We start from the raw sequence: 17,027 nt of genomic DNA, 5'->3' as shown, positions 1-17,027 counted from the left end.
GTCTCAGGGGCGGAGCGCGCTACGCCGCGCGGCGCGGGCCCACCGCCGCGCGCGGCAGGAAGCTGTCGGGGTCGGCTGCGGCCCATTCCGCGGCATAGGGCGTCTCGTCCGGCGCGTCGAGCAGCGCCCCCACCGGCAGGAACGGATAGACCTGGTCGAGGGGGCGCGCCTCGACCGGGGTCATCCGATGCCAGACATGGTGCGGGGCGAGATCGCTCGGATGTTCCAGGCCCGCCGCAGCGACCAGTTCGGCGAGGGCGATCACCGTCTGGCGCTGGAAGTTCGCGACCCGCTCGGCCTTGTCCTCGACCACAAGGCCGCGCTGGAGGTGGGGATCGTTGGTGGTGATCCCGGTCGGGCACTGGCCGGTATGGCAGCGCATCGACATCACGCAGCCAAGCGAGAACATGAAGGCGCGGGCGGCATTGCACCAATCGGCGCCGATCGCCATGTTGGCCGCCATGCTGAAGCCCGACGTCACCTTGCCGCTGGCGGCGAGGCGCACCCGGCTGCGCATCCCCGATCCCACCAAAGCATTGCGCATCAGGACGAGGCCTTCGCGCAGCGGCATGCCCATATGGTCGGTCAGTTCTTCCGGGGCGGCACCGGTCCCGCCTTCCGCGCCGTCCACGACGATGAAGTCCGGATGAATGCCGGTGTGCAGCATGCCCTTGACGATCGCGAACACCTCGCTCGGATGGCCGACGCACATTTTCAGGCCGACCGGCTTGCCGCCCGACAGCTCGCGCAGGCGGGCGACGAAGTCCATCATCTGAGCCGGGGTCGCGAATGCGGGATGGCGCGCGGGGGAGATGCAGTCCTCGCCCATCGGGATGCCGCGGATCTCGGAAATCTCCTTCGTCACCTTGGCGGCGGGCAGAACGCCGCCATGGCCCGGCTTGGCGCCCTGGCTGAGCTTCACCTCGATCATCTTGACCTGGGGGTCGGCCGCCTTCTCGGCGAACCGCTCCGGCGAGAAGGTGCCGTCGCGGTTGCGGCAGCCGAAATAGCCGGAGGCGACCTGCCACACGATGTCCCCGCCATGGATGCGGTGATAGGGCGATAGGCCGCCTTCCCCGGTGTCGTGATAGAAGCCGCCTTTGCGGGCACCCAGATTGAGCGCCTCGATGGCGTTGCGGCCGAGCGAGCCGAAGCTCATGGCCGAGACGTTGAGCACCGCCGCGTCGTAGGGCTTGGCGCAATCCTGGCCGACACGCACCCGGAACGGCTCTTCCGAGACCGGCATGGGCGCCAGCGAATGCGTCATCCATTCATAATCCGGCGCATTGGTGCGCAGTTCGGTGCCGAACGGCTGGCGGTCTTCCTCGCGCTTGGCGCGGGCATAGACCAGGCTGCGCTCCTGCCGGTTGAACGGCGTCCCTTCGAGGTCGCTCTCGACGATATATTGGCGCAGATAGGGCCGCGCCGCCTCGAACACCCAGCGCACCGAGGCGACGACGGGATAGTTGCGCAGCAGAGAATGCTGCTTCTGGATCACGTCGAACACGCCGATCCAGGCGAGCGGGAACAGGATGCAGAACAGGAACAGCCACGCCCCGCTGCCGACGAAGGACAGCACCAAGGACAAGACGCACAACACCAGGATCGCGACGAAGATACTGTAGCGGCGCACGAGCATCTGCGTGCTCGGTTCCAAAGCGTACGACACGGCTGTCCCCCCGGCTTTCTCCCTGATTCCAGGGATATAGGGGGCTAAGCTAGAGCGGCTTCAAGCTGAAGGGAAGACGCGGCATCGGCGCCGCGCCGCCGCGCCTCAGGCGACCCGCGGCAGATCCCGCGTCGTCACACGGCCCGAAAGTCCGCGCAGCAGCGCGACCTGGTCCTTAAGTTCGCTCCAATAGCGGGCATTGAGTTCGAGATTGAGGATCGCGCCGGGCTCGATGCGGCAGCTCCGGGCCAGTTCCTCCCAGGCGATGCTGCCCCAGCCGACCGGCAGATGCAGGTCCCCCTCGCCGAGACCCAGGCGCTCCGCCTCGTTCATGCTCCAGGCCTCCTGCGGCCGCCCGAAGCTGTCGTGGACATGGACGTGGCGGGCGAACCGGGCCAGCGCCTGGATCTCCCTGACCGGGTCGATCTTGGCGTCGGCGCAGCGCAGATAAGCGTGGCTGACGTCGAGCGTGGCGCGCACATGAGGATGGGCGATCGCGTCGATCTCCTCTGCGAGGCGCGAGGGCGTGGCGGTCTCGCGCATCGGCTCGAAGCGGAAAATGTTCTCGACGCACAACGTGACGCCGGCTTCGCCCGCTGTGTCGCCGGCCCGCTGCAGGGCCTGACGCTGGCGCGCATAGGCGACGGCGAACGTATCGTCATGGTCGCGCACGCACCCGCTGTGCAGCACCAGATGGACCGCCTGCACCGCGCCGGCGACGGTGATCGCCGCATCGAGCAGCGCCACATGAGGAGGAAGCCGCGCCGGCACTTCCATGAGGTTCACCGCCAAGGGGCCGTGCACGGTATAGCCGAAAGGGCGGTCGCGGGTGAGGCGGACGAGGCGCTCGAGGCGCTCGGGTATGACCCGGCCGTTGGCGATCAGCGTCCAGGCGAAGATCGGAAGCTCGACGAAATCGACGCCCAGCGTCTCTGCCTCGTCGAGCATCGCGGGAAGATCGCCCAAGTTCGGATCCGAACTCCGCAAGGAATATCCGATGCCCCGAACGGACTTGGACAAAGCGGCTGTGTCCATGCACTCTCCCCCTCTTGAGAATTGGCGTATGCGTCGTCCTTGGTTTTCCTTTGGAAATCGAACGATGTGTCGGATTGAGCGAGCTGGCGGTGCGATCGGCGCGTCAGCCGAATGCTGCCGTCAGCGATCGCGGACAGGATCCGAAGGGCCACCCCGAGCTAGACAATAGAGCTACCGGCCGCCGATGACACGCATTTTTTGCGCTGCACCGCCACGCGGGCGCCGCAGCGTGGCAGATGAACGGGGTGGATCCTAGGAGGCGCACAAGGCCTTCACATCCCGTGCCAGGGTCATGGGATCGAAGGGCTTGGCGATCACGCCGATCGCACCAAGGCCTTTGAACAAAGCGATTTCATGCGCCTGGGTCCGGGCCGTGACGAACGCCACAGGGATCGGCGGATCGAGGCCGAGCGCGCGCAATTCCGCGAAGGTGGTGCGGCCGTCCATCACCGGCATCATCACGTCGAGCAGGATCAAATCGATCCCGCCGCGGCGGGCGCGCACCAATGCGTCGGCTCCCGAGACGGCGGTCTCGACGGCGAAATCCGGGTCGAGGCTGAGCGACAGGGCGACGATCTCACGTATGTCCGCATCGTCGTCGACATAGAGGACACGCAAGGTCATGCCGGGTCTCCGTGCGAGGGAGCGGCCAGCGGCGGAAGAGGGCGGCCGGCCGCGGAAATCAGTTCGGCGAGACGGCGCGCGACGGCCGGATCGCCGTCGGCGCGGGAGCAGCCGACGAAAGGCGGCAGCAGCCCCTCCGGCTGTTCCAGGATGCGGATCAGTTCCTCCCGTGCGAGGCCGGGATCGTCGATGTCGACCACGAGCAGGCTGCAGGGGCGCAAGGCGAGCGCCGCCCGCGCCTCGTCCAGGCTGGTCGCGGGGATGACGTCCGCAATCCCCTTGGCGGCCCGCGCGAAGGCGCGCCTCGTCTCGCCAGCGACCGCGATGTGCAGCACGGCGGGACGGCGGGCGCGCGGCGCGAAGCGGGCAAGCAGAGCCACCAGACGCGCCGGTTCGGGCGGCTGATCGAGCCAGTCCGCGACGGCGAGCGCGGCGATGCCGCCGTCTCGCGCCCGGCCCCCGCCGTCGACCAGGATCAACGGCGTCGTGCGCGTGCGTTCCGCCCGCCGCAGGGCGCGGATCAAGGACAGGCCGTCGCGGTCGTGGAGCAGAGGCGAGATCACGATTGCTCGGAGAGGATGCAGCGCGGCACGCCCCTCGCATTCGGCCGCGGTCGCCGCGCCCTCGGCGGCGATGCCGCGGGCGGCGAAAAGGTCGAGAAGCCCGGTCGCCTGCGCCGGGTCGCTGTCCACCACGAGCACCGGCGCATCGCGCAAGCGGTCCGGCGGCGCAGCGTCGTCGAGGCGGGCGGGGAGGTCGACATGGAAGGTGGTTCCGACGCCTTCCTCGGTCTCGAACGAGATTCGGCCGCCATGGCGGTCGACGATCTCCTTGACGATGGCGAGGCCGAGTCCGGTCCCGCCGCGCTGGCGCGTGTCGCTGTTGTCGGCCTGGGCGAAGCGGGTGAACATGCTGGCGCGGAAGGCGAGCGGAATGCCGGTGCCGTGATCCTCCACGGAGACCCGCACCATCCCCGTCCGCCGTCCCACGCGCAGCGACACGGTGCCCTCCGCAGGGGAGAATTTCACCGCGTTGGAGATCAGGTTGGTCAGGACCTGGATCAGCCTGTCGTGATCGCCGACCACGGTGGAGTCGCAGCTCACCGCCTGCAGCACGAGTCTGACGCCGTGCTGGTCGGCGAAGGCCGCGTTCTGCTCGATGGCGAGCCGCGCCACCTCCTCCAGCGAGACCGGGTCGTGCGCGAAGGCGACCGATGCGGACTGCATCTTCTCGATGTCCAGAATGTCGTTGATGAGACGCACGAGCCGGCGGCTGTTCTGATGCGCGATGGCGACGAGACGCTTGGCCCCCGCCGGCAGCGCGCCCGCGGCCCCGCCGTCCAGAAGGCCCAGCGACCCGGCGATCGAGGTCAGCGGCGTGCGCAGTTCGTGGCTCACCGTCGAGACGAACTCGTTCTTGATCACTTCGGCGCGCTTGCGCTCGGTGATGTCGTGCAGCATCGCGACCAATTGGGTGCCGTCGCGCGCCTGCATCTCGCCGACCGCCACATCGACCGGCACCGCCGAGCCGTCCTTGCGCCGGCCCGTCAATTCCCGGGCATGGCCGCCGTCGAGGGCGTAGGTCTCGAGCTGCCGCAACAGGCGGCGATCCGCGTCCTCGCCATCGAGGGTGAACAATTGGCCGATCGGCGCGCCGGCGAGTTCCTCGCGCGACCAGCCGAACATGCGGGTGGTGGCGGGGTTCGCGGTCTCGATCAGCCCCCGCTCGTTCACGGTGACGATGGCGTCCATGGCACTCGCGAGGATCGCCCGGTGCCGGGCGAGGGTTTCGGCGAGCTCGATCTCGGCGCGGCGACGTCCCAGAAGGTGGGCGATCATCACGAGGCTTGAGCCGGCCACCACCGCGATGGCGGCGGACAGAAGCAGGAGCAGCGTCTGCTTCGTGCGCTGGCTGGCGAGGCGGACCTCGTAGGTCCGCTGTTCGGAGGCGGCGATTTCGGCATTGGAGATATCGGTCACCACCAGACGGATCCGGTCCATCAGCGACTTGCCGCGCCGTGCCTCCATGACGTTCGCGGCCGCCAGCGCGCCTCTGGCGTCGCGGGTCGCCACCATCTCGCGCAGCAGGCGCATCTCCTCCTCGGTGAAGCGGGCGAATTCGGCCAGCGACACCTTGTGCGCGGGGCGCGCGGCGGCGAGCTGGGTCAGCGCGACGATGTCGCCGGCAAGCGTGCCGTCGGCGCGCTCCAGCGGGTCGAGAAATTCTCTCCGCCCCGTCACCACATAGCCGAGCGTGCCGCTTTCCGCGCTGAGGAGGTCTTCGAAGATGCGCTGGAGATGGTCGCGGATGGCCGAGGAGTAGATCAGGTCCTCGCGCAGCCGATTGGCGGAGGCGAATTCGCGGAAGCTGGCGAAGCCCACGGCAAGGACGATGGCCGCCGAAATGCCCGCACCGAGCACGGCGATGACCAGAACGCGGCCGATGCCGCGCTGTCGGCCTCGGCGCTCGGCCGGCAGCTTTTCCCCATCTTTCCCCATCGGGCCGTTGCGTCCTGTCTCGAGGGCCAGCTTGGCGCCAGTTTGTGCCGGGAGGGATCCAGGACCAAGCCCTCGGCAGAGCTTAGACGACATGCCGCGGGGGTGCGGCCATGCGCCGGGGCAGCAGCGAAGATGCGGTGGTCAGCCCTTTGTATCGGCGACCGTCAGGCCGACCCAGGCGTCGAGAAACCGGTCGAGCCAGTGGCAAACCGCCGGATCGTACTGGCTCCAGCCGGAAAAGTGGGCTTCGGCCGGCTGCGCGCCGGGCCGCTTCAGCCGCTCGGCCCCCCGCACGGTCCAGCGGCACATCATTTCCTGCGTCACTTCGGGGTGGAATTGGAGGGCGTAGGCATGGCGCCCGTAGCGGAACGCCTGGTTCGGAAACACATCGCCCTCAGCGAGAAGCTCAGCGCCGGCGGGGAGGTCGAAGCCCTCCGAATGCCAATGATAGACGTGGCTCGGCCAGGGCAGAAGGCTCTGCCCGAGCGGTGTCGGACGCACCGGATAATAGCCCATCTCGCACAGGCCCTCCGCGTGTTGGGATACGCGCGCGCCCAGTTGCGTGGCCATCAGCTGGGCGCCGAGGCACACGCCGAGGAGCGGCTTGTCCTGCGCCATCACGCGCCCGACGAACTCGATTTCCTCGCGGATGAAGGGGGAGGGATCGTTGGCGCTCATCGGGCCGCCGAACACGATGACACCGTCATGGCCGGACAGGGATTTGGGGAGGGGATCGCCGATCGCGGGACGGCACGGGTCGAGCTCGAAGCCGCGCGCCTCAAGGCGCTGGCCGATACGACCGGGGACGGAATGCGCCTGGTGCATGATCACCAGAATGCGGCCGGCCGCAGCCGGCGAACCCGGTTCGATGTCGTCCCTGATCTCGTCAATCGTCTCGCGGTCCAAGGTCCCCTTCTGCCTCCTCACGCACCTCGCGGCGAATCTGCACGCGCTCGCGCGCGCCGATGTTCAGCAGTTCGGCCGCGCGCCAAACCAGATTGTCCTCGAATTCGGTCAGGCCGCCATCAGCATAGGCGACTTCGAACATCATTTCGACCACGCGCCGCCGGCCTTCGTCGTCGAGCGCACGATTGAGGACGCTCGTGAAGGCGTAAAGGTCGACCGCCTCGGCGTCCCGGGCGATGGCGAGCTCCACCAAAGCCGACGTATCGGCGGCGGACAGGGAGAAGCGGTCGGCCAGGATGCGGCCCACGATGTCGCGCTCGACGTCCGTCACCGCGCCATCGATCGCCATGACGTGCACCAGGAGCACGGCCGCGGCGAGCCGGTAATCGTTCGGCTCGAAGGCATTGGCATCGCGATGCCCGCCGGTGATCTCGGTGATGAAGTCTGAGAGCGCGCGGAACATTCCGTCCCCTATCCCGTGGCTCATGCTGTGGTGCCACAAAAACCGCGCCCGTGACAGACGCCATGTGCCGGTCTTCCCACCGGCGTCTGCAAGTTCTTGCGACGGTGTGACATTTCTGTTGCGGTCACTGCCCCGGCACCGGCGGAGGCGGCGCCGGCATTCGCGAGGACCGGTCTGTCTGGATCCGCGTCGTGGAATCGCCTTCTCCCGGCCGCGGCGTGCGGTTCGGCGGCGGCGCCAGGTTCTGGCGCGGCGCGGGCGGCGACAGATTTTGCCCGGGAACCCCTGGGGAGGGCATCGGCTGAGGGCCTGGTACGTAGCGGGTCTGCGCCTCGGCGGGGCCGGCCAGAAGCCACACCATCGCGATCAGGGCCGCGGAAGCGAATGTCATGCGCATCTCCTTGCATGCCGCCCACCCGTGCGGCGTGACGCCTTCCTTACGTAAATCGGGGAACCCCCGCCGCCAGGTGGGGTTTATACACGAAGGCGTGCGCTCTGCACCGCCTCCCTTGAGCGTTTTCGCTGTATTGCGTTCGGCGAAGCCCAAGATGATCGGCGTTCGATTTATTGTAACGTCAAAGCTCCCATTCTTTATTTCCGGCGCAGTCTGCGGACCCCAAGAAACGTCGGAACGAAGTGCAGATCGGAGCGTTGTCGTCACTGTAAAGCCGCGCTGATAAGCGCGCAGAAATGAGCGCCGAGAATAGCCAAAGGAGTTTCATTATGCACAACAAGTTTCTGGCCATCGCTGCCGTGACGACGCTGTTCGCTGCGCCGGCCTTCGCGCAGTCGACCGCCCCCTCCTCCGCCCCGAATGCCACCCCGCCCGCCGCGACCGCTCCGGGCGGCAATACGCGTGACATGAACACCCAGGGCGGCGCCAACACGGGTGCGAATACGGGTGCCAACATGGGTGCCAACACCGGCGCCAACATGGGTGCCAGGTCCGGCACCATGTCGACCGCCGGCGGTGCGTTCATCGATTCCCAGCAGCGTGAACAGTGGCTCGCCAGCACCCTGATCGGCACCAAGGTGCAGGGGTCCGGGGAAGAGGATCTCGGGGAAGTGAACGACGTTCTGCTCGATCGCTCCGGCAATGTCGTGGGCGCCGTGATCGGCGTCGGCGGCTTCCTCGGCATCGGCGAAAAGGATGTCGCCGTGCCGTTCAACACCCTGGAACTGGTGCGCAATGCGGACGGCGACACGCTGATCCTGCGCAAGTCCAAGGACGAGCTGCAGAATGCGCCGGCGTTCAAGGAATATACCGACCAGAACACCACCACCGGCGGCTCGGCGAGCGGCACCATGGGGGCGCCGCGCGCCACCACCACGACGCCGCCCGCCACCACGCGGTGACCCGGTCGATGCGCTGACTGCGCAGGCGTCTTGCGCCTGACAGGTGGGTAGCGCGTTGCGGTGAACGAGACGGCGGATGGAGAGGGAACTCTCCGTCCGCCGTCTTCGCGTGTTCTGTCAGAGGGTTGTCTGGCGGAACAGGGGCAGGCATGGTGCCCTCGCCTGCCGGTGCGTGGGTCCATTGACCACATCCTCGAGGTTCGGGCGTGGCGCTCGCTGTTCAATTTCTGACCCGCCCCAGATCCTTGGCCTGGCGTCTCGCGATCGCGATCATCGTGGTTGGGGTCCTGGCGGGCCTGCGGCTGGGTCTCGGTCTGTCGCCGCTGGAGGTCGCGCCGTTCGCGCTTCAGATGCCGGGGCTCCTTTTGGTCACTCTGCTCGGGGGGCTTTGGGTCGGGCTATTCGGCCTCTGCCTCGCCTTCGCGGCCAATGCGGCGATGCTGCCCATCGAGATCTGGCTCGATTTCCCAGCCGGGTCGACGGCCCTGGTGTCGCTCGGATTGTTCGGATTGAACGGGCTCATTCTGTGCTTCATCGCGGCGGCGCTGCGCCATGTGCTGCGGGAACTGACACGCACGCAAGACAGCCTCGGAGCCACTGCCCAGGTTCAGGCGGAGACGCTCGCCACGCTGACGGCATTGCTCGACCACGCGCCGGTCGGGTTCGCCTTCTTCGACCGGTCGCACCGATTCGTTCGGGTCAACGGGCGCGTCGCCGACCTCAACGTCATGACGGCGGAGGCCCATGTCGGACGCACCGTGCGCGACATCGCACCGGATTATGCCGAGGATGTGAACCGCTATGTCGACCAGGTCTTCGCATCGGGCCGGGTGATTTCCGCCGTGGAAATCGAAGGCGCGGTTCCGGCCAGTCCGGGGGTCGTGCGGCATTGGTTGACCGGATTCTTTCCTGTCCGCGACGCGGCGGGAGCGGTGAGCCTCGTCGGCATCGCGGTGGTCGAGATCACCGAGCGCAAGGTTGCGGAACGCGCGCTGGCGGAAAGCGTCAAGCGCTTCCGCAACCTCGCGGAAGCGCTGCCGCAGATGGTCTGGACTACGGATGCCGGCGGCAAGGGCGACTATTACAACGACCGCTGGGCGGCCTATACCGGTGGCACGTTCGGCGCCGGCCATCCCGAATGGGACGCCTTCCTCCATCCCGACGACCGCGAGGACGCCCTTGCGAACTGGCGCGCCGCACTGTCGGCGGCGCAGCCGTTCGGGCGCGAATATCGGCTGCGGGGCGCGGACGGCAGCTTCAAATGGTTCCTGTGCCGCGCGCTGCCGGTGCGCGCCGCCGGCGGCGCGGTGGAGCGCTGGTTCGGCACCTGCACTGACATCACCGAGATCGTGGATGCCCGCGAAGCGCTGGCGAAATCGCGTGAAGAGCTGGAGCGCCTCATCGATCAGCGGACGGCCGAGCTGATCGCCGCCAATGCTCGCCTCAAGGCGGAGATCGAAGAGCGGATCAAGGCCGAGGATCAACTGCGCCAGGCGCAGAAGATGGAGGCGGTCGGCCAATTGACCGGCGGCGTCGCGCACGATTTCAACAATCTTCTGACCGTCATCATCGGCAATCTGGAAGCCGCCGAGCGGCGCGTCGCGCCGACCGAGACGGAGATCCGCACCTTCCTCGACTATTCGCGCCAGGGTGCCCTGCGCGCGGCGACCCTTACCCAGCGCCTGCTCGCCTTCTCGCGCCGCCAGCCGCTCGATCCCAAGCCCACGGACGTCAACCGCCTCGTCACGGTGGTGTCGGAGATGCTGCGCCGGACGCTGGGCGAGCGCGTCCTGGTGGAGACGGTGCTGGCGGGCGGCCTCTGGCGGGCCGAGATCGATCCCAATCAGCTCGAAAGCGCCATGCTCAATCTGGCGGTCAACGCGCGCGATGCCATGCCGAACGGCGGAAAGCTCACCATCGAGACCGCCAATGCCTATCTCGACGAGGCCTATGCCGCGGCCCACGAGGAGGTGGATGCCGGGCAATATGTGGTGGTGTGCGTGAGCGATACCGGATCGGGCATGCCTCCGGAGGTGCTGGAGCGGGCGTTCGAACCGTTCTTCACCACCAAGGGACCGAGCGAGGGGACCGGCCTTGGGCTGAGCCAAGTCTACGGCTTCGTCAAACAATCCGGCGGCCATGTGAAGATCTACAGCGAAATCGGCGAGGGGACGACGGTCAAGATCTACCTGCCCCGCCTTCGCGGCGCGCATGCCCCGGTGTCACCAAGCCGCGGCCTTGCCGCCTTGCCGCGCTGCTCCGCAAAGACGACAATCCTGGTCGTCGAGGATGAAGCGTCGGTGCGAAACTACAGTGTATCCGTGCTTTCGGAGCTCGGATACGATGTGGCGGAAGCCGGTTCGGCGGAAGAGGCGATCGCCATCCTCTCGGGCGGCCTTCGTCCGCATCTGCTGTTCACGGACGTCAATCTCGGGGGCCTCAACGGTCGGGACCTCGCCGAACGGGCGATGGCGCAGGTTCCGGGGCTGAAGGTCCTGTTCACCACGGCCTATGCCCCCAACGCCATCGTCCATCACGGCCGTCTGGAACGGGGGGTCAAGCTGCTGACGAAACCGTTCAATCAGGCCGAACTCGCAGGAAAGGTCAGGGACGTGTTGGAACAGCCGGAACCCCGCGGGACGGTTCTCCTGGTGGAAGACGAGCCGTTCGTGGCCATGGTGGCGCGCCAGATTCTCGAGGATGACGGCTTCGTGGTGAATCTCGTCGGCACCGCCGCTGCCGCTCTTGCGGTCGCGCAGACGGATGCGCACGCGCTCGCCGCGGCCGTCGTCGATGTCGGGCTGCCCGATTTGCGAGGGGACGAGTTGCTGCGGCGGCTGCGGGCGATCCGAGCGGATCTGCCCATCCTGGTCGCGTCGGGCTATGGCACGGGGGAGCTTCAGGCCATGTTTGCCGCCGACGAGCGTGTCGCCCTGGTCGCCAAGCCCTATGACAGCGCGGCGCTCCGCAAGGCGCTGGCCACTCTCGGCTTCGATTTCGGGAAGGTGTGAGCGGCGGTCGCACCGGAAGCCGGGGAGGGGGAAGGGGGGTGGGCACCTCCGACACGCCCGCCGCTCGGTGAATGAACCCGCGTGCGTGAGGCGGGTTCCGCTCTCCATCGTTTTATTTTCGCGTCCCGGCCGCAGGGCTCGAACCGTCGCCAGAGCTGCCCGGCATCGCGGTGCGAGCCGGCGCGGAAGGCTGCGTCATTCCGGTGGGGAGGGCGCGAGATGTGCGGGGGCCACGCTATGTGCCGGCGACCGCGATCTCGGGGCGCTGCGTCCCCGCAGCCATCACACGATGGAGCCGGAGCCGGTGAGGCGGGCGACGCGCGCCGATGCAGCGGGGGTGGTACGGCCGGCGCGCAATGCCGGCTGAAGCGCCTGATCCGATCAGGTTGAATCGACCTGATCGGATCATTCTTTAGCGGCGGCGTCCCAGGATCATCGACTGGATGAGACCCACCGCCGCCGCGGCGGCGATGGCGGCGAGGGGGTGGTTCTCCACCGCTCGCGACACCGAGGATGTCGCGAAGCCGAAGGCGGACCCCGTGAGGGGCGCAGCCGCGACCACACGGCGGCGCCGCGTCGCAATGGCCGCGAGGAGGCCCGCCAGAGCGAGACCGATCCCGCCCGTGATCAGGCCCGCGGCCCATGGCGCAAGGCTGAGAAGCAAAGCGTGATACAGCCCCACTCCGAGAAATGCCGTACCGGTGCATAAAAACACCACGGCGACGAACAGCAGCACGGCGCGTTGGACCACGGACGCCCCTCCAAGGTTCAGCGGCGCAGGAGAATCTGGCCGAGCAGGGCTCCAATTCCGGCCGCGATCGCGCACGCGGTCAGCGGCTGGGCGCGAATGTTCTCGCGCAGGCTTTCATATTGGGATTCGGCCCAGTCCGAGACCTCGCCGATCGCGGCTTCCGCCTCGCCGGTGGCGCCGTTGACACCATGCCGCGCGGTGCGGGAGAGGGTGTCCATGAGCTGCGCCAGATCCGCCTTGACGGCGGCGAGATCGGCTTTGAGCTCTGCGATGTGTGGCTCGTCGGCCGAGGCACTGCCCGGCGTCGCGCCCAGATTCAAGTTCGGCGTATCCGCCATGTGCACCCTCCAGATAGACTGCTTCGATCGCCGCGAGGCTGCGCGGCCGCCGTGACCCTGCAGCCGAAAGGCCCGCGCCATGTGCCGCGGTTCCGTTCGACTGCCGGAGGGAAACGCCCCTCGACCGGCGCGGTTCCCCCCTTTTCCCGGCTCCGCCGGGATCAGGCGATGCGCGCGGTTGGTTCGGCGCCGCTGCGCGCGTCGTGAAAGAACAGGGCCTGGGCGATGGTCGCCTTCACGTTCTCGCTCAGGAAGGGCTTGGTGATGAGATAGGTCGGCTCGGGCCGCTCGCCGGTGAGCAGCCGGTCCGGGAAGGCCGTGATGAAGATCACCGGCACGTTGAAGCTCTGGAGGATGTCGGTCACCGCATCGATGCCCGACGAGCCGTCGGCGAGCTGGATGTCGGCCAGGACCAGGCCGAAATTCCCTTGCTGCGCGAGTTCGATCGCCTTGGAATGGGTCGGCGCGACGCCGACCACTTCGTGGCCGAGTTCGGTGACCAGGGTCTTGAGATCGAGCGCGATCACCCACTCGTCCTCGATGATCAGAACGCGGGTGGCGAGCTGGGCGTCGATCTCCGCCTGCGCCGCCACCACCTGCGCCTCGACCTCGTCGAGCGGGATCGAAAGGATCGAACCCGCCTCGGCGAAGGAGAAGCCCTCCATCGCGGTGAGGAGAAGGGCGACCCGCGACACGGCACCGAGCTGCTGAAGGCGCTGGTCGGCGCGGCTCACGGCCGTGCCGTGCTGCGCCGGCCGGAGGGTCCACACTTCATGGAACGCCTTGTAGATCGCCACCCGCGGGGACAATCCGGCCGCTATGGTCACCTTGCGATCCAGGATCGCCTGGAGGGTTTCCTGAACCAGCTGATCGCCGGCCTTTTGGCCCCCGAGAAGGGCTCGCGCATAGCGCCTCAGAAGGGGAAGCTGCTTAAGGAGCTGTTGCTGTGGCATGCCACTCTCACCTCGGACAAAGTCGGCTGTAACGCGGGGCGCCACGAAAAGTTCCATGTTCAGGAACCGGATCCCAGCCTTGCGCATTATAGCCCTGCAGCCGTCAGCAATACAGGATGGGATGTGGTATTTCGTCAATCCTTCGCGGCCGGCAATGGCTGGCGGCTGGCGGACGATCTCCGCCGATGGCAGATCGGTGAGGCGGAGTAGGAGGCGGGGTTCGGCATGGGGTGGGTGAGAGGCGAGGCGGCTCGGGCGCGTCATCGCGAACGAGATGCCATATTCGCATCCGCGGCCGGGCATCCCCGTCACCTTCTGGATAGCGTCCGACGCGGCCTGATCGTGGTGATTCTCATCGCCATCACGCCGATCGCATCGGCGAGCATGCTTCAGGGCGTGCTCCAATTGCGGCGCGCGACGGAGGAAGCCCAGCACAGGCTGCTTCAGGGGGCGATCGCCGGCGCCGGCAGCCAGCAGAACGTCATCGCCTCCGCCGAAAACGTGCTCCAGGCGCTGAAGAATGTTCAGGACGTGCGGAACGGCGGCGATGAGTGCGTGGCGACGCTCTATGGCGCGACCCTCAGCTTGCCCTTCGCCTCAAATATCGCCCTGCTGAGCGCGGACGGCATCGTCCTCTGCTCGGCGCTGTCTCCGGTGGGCACCGACGTGTCGCAGCGTCCATGGTGGCTCGCCGCCAGCAAGGCGAAGGCGTTCGTTCTGAGCGGGCGGATCGTCAGCCCGATCACGCGCGGCGAGGTCATTGCCGGCACCTTGCCGCTGTTCGGCACGTCCGGCGCGTTCGAAGGTGCGCTCTCGGTCGCCATCGATGCCGGATGGCTGGACAATCTTCTGAAGCGCGAGGCGCCGCTCACCGATGGTGTGGCCGCGGTTCTGACCGCGGGGGGCGCGCAACTGGTGTCCAACGCCCCGGCGATCAGCGCGCGCCTGTTCGCTAGCCAAAACCTCGCCAATTATGTCGGACAACTGGGCGAGACCCGTGATGATGCGGGCCGCTCCTGGAGCTTCGCCGTGGCGCGCCTCGACCGGCACGAGCTGCTGGTCGCGTTCGCCCAGCCGACCGATCAGCTGTTCCAATGGACCGCGTTCCACGTCGCCGTCTCCTTCATTCTGCCGATCTTCATGCTGGCCTTCACGATCGTCGCCATCTGGCTCGCCACCGACCGCATGGTGCTTCAATGGCTGCTGTATCTGCGGCGCGTCACGGCGGTCTACGCGCAGGGCCATTACGGATTCAGGCCCTCGCGCATGGATCTGGCGCCGAGCGAATTCCGCGTGCTCGGCAATGCCATCGAGGACATGGCTTCGGCGATCCGCGAGCGCGACGGCAAGCTGCGCGAGGGCCTGGCGGAGAAGACCGCTTTGGTGCGCGAGATTCACCACAGGATCAAGAACAGCCTCCAGGTGGTCGTCAGCCTTCTCAGTCTCTACGGCTCGGGCGTGCGGGGCGAGGAGGACCGGCGGCGCTTCGATCATCTGCGCATGCGGGTGAACACGCTCGCGGTCGTCCACCGCATCCTCTACGAGGCCAATGAGGGCTCGGAGGTGCGCTCGCGCGAGCTGCTGCGCGAGCTGGCCGCGCTGCTCGAAGTTGCGGTCGACCGTAATGTGCTGATCGTGGTCGACGCCGAGGATCTGGCGCTGCCCACCGACCTCGCGGTGCCGCTGGCCTTGCTCCTGACGGAAGTCGTTCTGATCCTCGCCGATGGCGAAGCCGGAAGCCCGACGCACATGGCGATCCGCGGCATGGAAGAGACCGGCATGCTGGTGCTGCGGATCGATATTTCGGCCACCCTCTCCGAGGAGCTCGGCGAGACCCGCGCACCGCTCGCGCACGGCTTCGCCCGCCAGCTCGGAGGCACCATCACGACCACCGTCACACCGTCGGGTTCGCAGGTGGAAGTTCGCTTCCCGCCGCGGGTGAAGCGGGGCTGAGCGACGTTTCGGCGGAACCTCGGCGGAGAAAATCCGTTCTGCTCCCGAGAGTCGCGCAGGCTCGTTGCACTCCGAGGAGCAATGGGATGGTACAAGGAAAGGCGAAAGGCACGTCAAACCGCGGCTTTGCGGCGATGGATGCCGAAAAGCAGCGGGCGATCGCCCGCAAGGGCGGAGAGAGCGTGCCGCCGGAAAAGAGGAGCTTCTCGCAGGATCGCGCGTTGGCCTCGTCCGCGGGCCGGAAGGGCGGGCAGAGCGTGGCGGACGAAGATCGCTCGTTCTCCCGCGATCGGTCGCTCGCATCTCAGGCGGGGCAGAAGGGCGGACAGGCGTCGCATTCCGGCTCCGGCCGGACCTGAGGCGTTCGGCGGCGCGGGCGACAGTTCAGCGGCTTTTGTCGCACGGAGCTGGAACCTTCCGCGCCGCCGGCCGTTATGTTCCTCAGGAAGGGTCTGCACTTCTCAGCCTGCGTTGCCGCAATGGTGGTCGTGCGGCGCAGATAGCCGTCCGCACAGTGCGCGAAGGGGGCTTGGGCGTGTTTCATCGGGAACGAATGGATAGCAGGGGTCCAATGGAGCTGCCTCGGACGACGTCCGCCAAAGACGCTGCGGATCTGCGGGCTCAGGTGCTGGAACTTATGCCCGCTTTGCGCGCCTTCGGCCGCTCGCTGACGCGCAATCGCACCGAAGCCGACGACCTGGTCCAGGAAACGCTGCTGAAGGCCTTGTCGAACATCGACAAGTTCGATCCGGGCACCAATCTGCGGGCTTGGCTCTTCACCATTTTGCGCAACACCTATTATACCGAGATCCGCAAGCGGCGTCGCGAGAGCGACGGCATTTCCACGCTCTCCCAGCAAGACTCCAATATGGGTCCCGGTCAGGAATGGTCGGTGACGCTGCGCAGTCTGAAGGAAGCGCTCGAACTTCTGCCTTCCGACCAGCGTGAGGCGCTGGTCCTGGTCGGTGCGGCGGGTCTGTCCTACGAGGAGGCGGCCGAAGTGTGCGGCTGCGCGCTCGGGACCATCAAGAGCCGCGTCAACCGCGCTCGGGCCAAGCTGCTGGTGCTCATGGGCGCCAACGAGACGGCCGATGTGGTGGAAGGCGATGCGCTCGCTTTGTCTGCCGCGCGCAGCTGATCCGGCTGCGGATCGTTTTCTCTTCCTGTTCGATCTGTTCAATTCGGCTGCCGTGCGGCCCCGCTTCGGCGGGGCTGCGGCAGCTTACGCTTGTCGGGTGCTTGCGCGGAGCCGCAGGCGCGTCCGGCGCGTCGGTTAGAGCCTGATCCGATAAGCTTGCGATGCAAGCGGATCGGCGCATGCTCTGGACGGGCGCGCTGCGCCGGTCCGGGTGCCTTGTCCGGGATTGCGACGGGTGGACAGGCCCGTCAGGCGCGGGCGCCAGCTCTGGCCGAAGGGCAAAGTCTTCCCTTCACGACCTCGGCACCGGGCAACAGAACGCCTCATGTAAT

Annotated in this window: 15 protein-coding genes; 5 read left to right on the top strand and 10 right to left on the bottom strand. The window is 67.4% G+C overall.

What is annotated here, in order from left to right; all coding sequences use genetic code 11:
- Window positions 1-19: 19 nt before the first annotated feature.
- From EDC64_RS13685 to EDC64_RS13655, 7 genes are all read right to left on the bottom strand, one after another.
- The gene (locus EDC64_RS13685) at window positions 20-1,639 is read right to left on the bottom strand and encodes an FMN-binding glutamate synthase family protein (RefSeq protein WP_132032424.1); all 1,620 of its coding nucleotides are present in this window, start codon (window positions 1,637-1,639) and stop codon (window positions 20-22) included.
- A 135-nt stretch (window positions 1,640-1,774) separates the two neighbouring features.
- Entirely contained in the window at window positions 1,775-2,635 is an 861-nt protein-coding gene (locus EDC64_RS13680) for a sugar phosphate isomerase/epimerase family protein (protein ID WP_245504696.1), read from the bottom strand.
- Between the two features lie 321 nt (window positions 2,636-2,956).
- On the bottom strand, window positions 2,957-3,328 hold the full coding sequence (locus EDC64_RS13675) for a response regulator (RefSeq protein WP_132032422.1): 372 nt from the start codon (window positions 3,326-3,328) through the stop codon (window positions 2,957-2,959).
- Window positions 3,325-5,826 carry an ATP-binding protein gene (locus EDC64_RS13670; RefSeq protein ID WP_165933768.1) on the bottom strand — a complete coding sequence of 834 codons (2,502 nt, stop codon included), beginning with the start codon at window positions 5,824-5,826 and terminating at the stop codon, window positions 3,325-3,327. The genes EDC64_RS13675 and EDC64_RS13670 overlap by 4 nt, the downstream gene beginning before the upstream one ends.
- Window positions 5,827-5,967: 141 nt before the next feature.
- Window positions 5,968-6,732, bottom strand: a complete 765-nt coding sequence (locus tag EDC64_RS13665) for a glutamine amidotransferase (protein ID WP_338023407.1) — start codon at window positions 6,730-6,732, stop codon at window positions 5,968-5,970.
- Window positions 6,713-7,195 (bottom strand): tellurite resistance TerB family protein, encoded by a 483-nt coding sequence (locus tag EDC64_RS13660; RefSeq protein ID WP_132032224.1) that lies wholly within the window; start codon window positions 7,193-7,195, stop codon window positions 6,713-6,715. The genes EDC64_RS13665 and EDC64_RS13660 overlap by 20 nt, the downstream gene beginning before the upstream one ends.
- Window positions 7,196-7,319: 124 nt before the next feature.
- Complete coding sequence (locus EDC64_RS13655; RefSeq protein WP_132032222.1) at window positions 7,320-7,586, bottom strand: hypothetical protein; 267 nt, start codon at window positions 7,584-7,586, stop codon at window positions 7,320-7,322.
- A 332-nt stretch (window positions 7,587-7,918) separates the two neighbouring features.
- On the opposite strand from EDC64_RS13655, the gene EDC64_RS13650 reads away from it, so the two are divergent.
- Both EDC64_RS13650 and EDC64_RS13645 read left to right on the top strand, forming a co-directional pair.
- Window positions 7,919-8,551, top strand: coding sequence for a PRC-barrel domain-containing protein (locus EDC64_RS13650; protein ID WP_207916066.1), 633 nt, complete (start codon window positions 7,919-7,921; stop codon window positions 8,549-8,551).
- A gap of 206 nt (window positions 8,552-8,757) precedes the next feature.
- Window positions 8,758-11,562 (top strand): response regulator, encoded by a 2,805-nt coding sequence (locus EDC64_RS13645; protein ID WP_132032218.1) that lies wholly within the window; start codon window positions 8,758-8,760, stop codon window positions 11,560-11,562.
- 412 nt (window positions 11,563-11,974) lie between these two features.
- Here the strand turns inward: EDC64_RS13645 and EDC64_RS13640 are convergent, their stop codons facing one another.
- The 3 genes from EDC64_RS13640 to EDC64_RS13630 form a co-directional block, all read right to left on the bottom strand.
- A complete protein-coding gene (locus tag EDC64_RS13640; RefSeq protein ID WP_132032216.1) occupies window positions 11,975-12,313 on the bottom strand; it encodes a hypothetical protein in 339 nt (112 codons plus the stop codon).
- A 17-nt stretch (window positions 12,314-12,330) separates the two neighbouring features.
- On the bottom strand, window positions 12,331-12,651 hold the full coding sequence (locus EDC64_RS13635) for a hypothetical protein (RefSeq protein ID WP_132032214.1): 321 nt from the start codon (window positions 12,649-12,651) through the stop codon (window positions 12,331-12,333).
- A 161-nt stretch (window positions 12,652-12,812) separates the two neighbouring features.
- Entirely contained in the window at window positions 12,813-13,604 is a 792-nt protein-coding gene (locus tag EDC64_RS13630) for a response regulator (protein ID WP_132032212.1), read from the bottom strand.
- Between the two features lie 342 nt (window positions 13,605-13,946).
- On the opposite strand from EDC64_RS13630, the gene EDC64_RS13625 reads away from it, so the two are divergent.
- The 3 genes from EDC64_RS13625 to EDC64_RS13615 all read left to right on the top strand — a co-directional run bounded on the left by EDC64_RS13625 (window position 13,947) and on the right by EDC64_RS13615 (window position 16,695).
- On the top strand, window positions 13,947-15,557 hold the full coding sequence (locus tag EDC64_RS13625; protein WP_165933767.1) for a sensor histidine kinase: 1,611 nt from the start codon (window positions 13,947-13,949) through the stop codon (window positions 15,555-15,557).
- A gap of 86 nt (window positions 15,558-15,643) precedes the next feature.
- Complete coding sequence (locus EDC64_RS13620) at window positions 15,644-15,916, top strand: con-10 family general stress protein (RefSeq protein ID WP_132032207.1); 273 nt, start codon at window positions 15,644-15,646, stop codon at window positions 15,914-15,916.
- A 212-nt stretch (window positions 15,917-16,128) separates the two neighbouring features.
- The gene (locus tag EDC64_RS13615) at window positions 16,129-16,695 is read left to right on the top strand and encodes a sigma-70 family RNA polymerase sigma factor (RefSeq protein WP_132032205.1); all 567 of its coding nucleotides are present in this window, start codon (window positions 16,129-16,131) and stop codon (window positions 16,693-16,695) included.
- Window positions 16,696-17,027 lie beyond the last annotated feature (332 nt).

The sequence above is a fragment of the Aquabacter spiritensis genome (assembly GCF_004346185.1).
GTDB lineage: Bacteria > Pseudomonadota > Alphaproteobacteria > Rhizobiales > Xanthobacteraceae > Aquabacter > Aquabacter spiritensis.
This window is presented reverse-complemented; position numbering and strand designations above follow the sequence as displayed.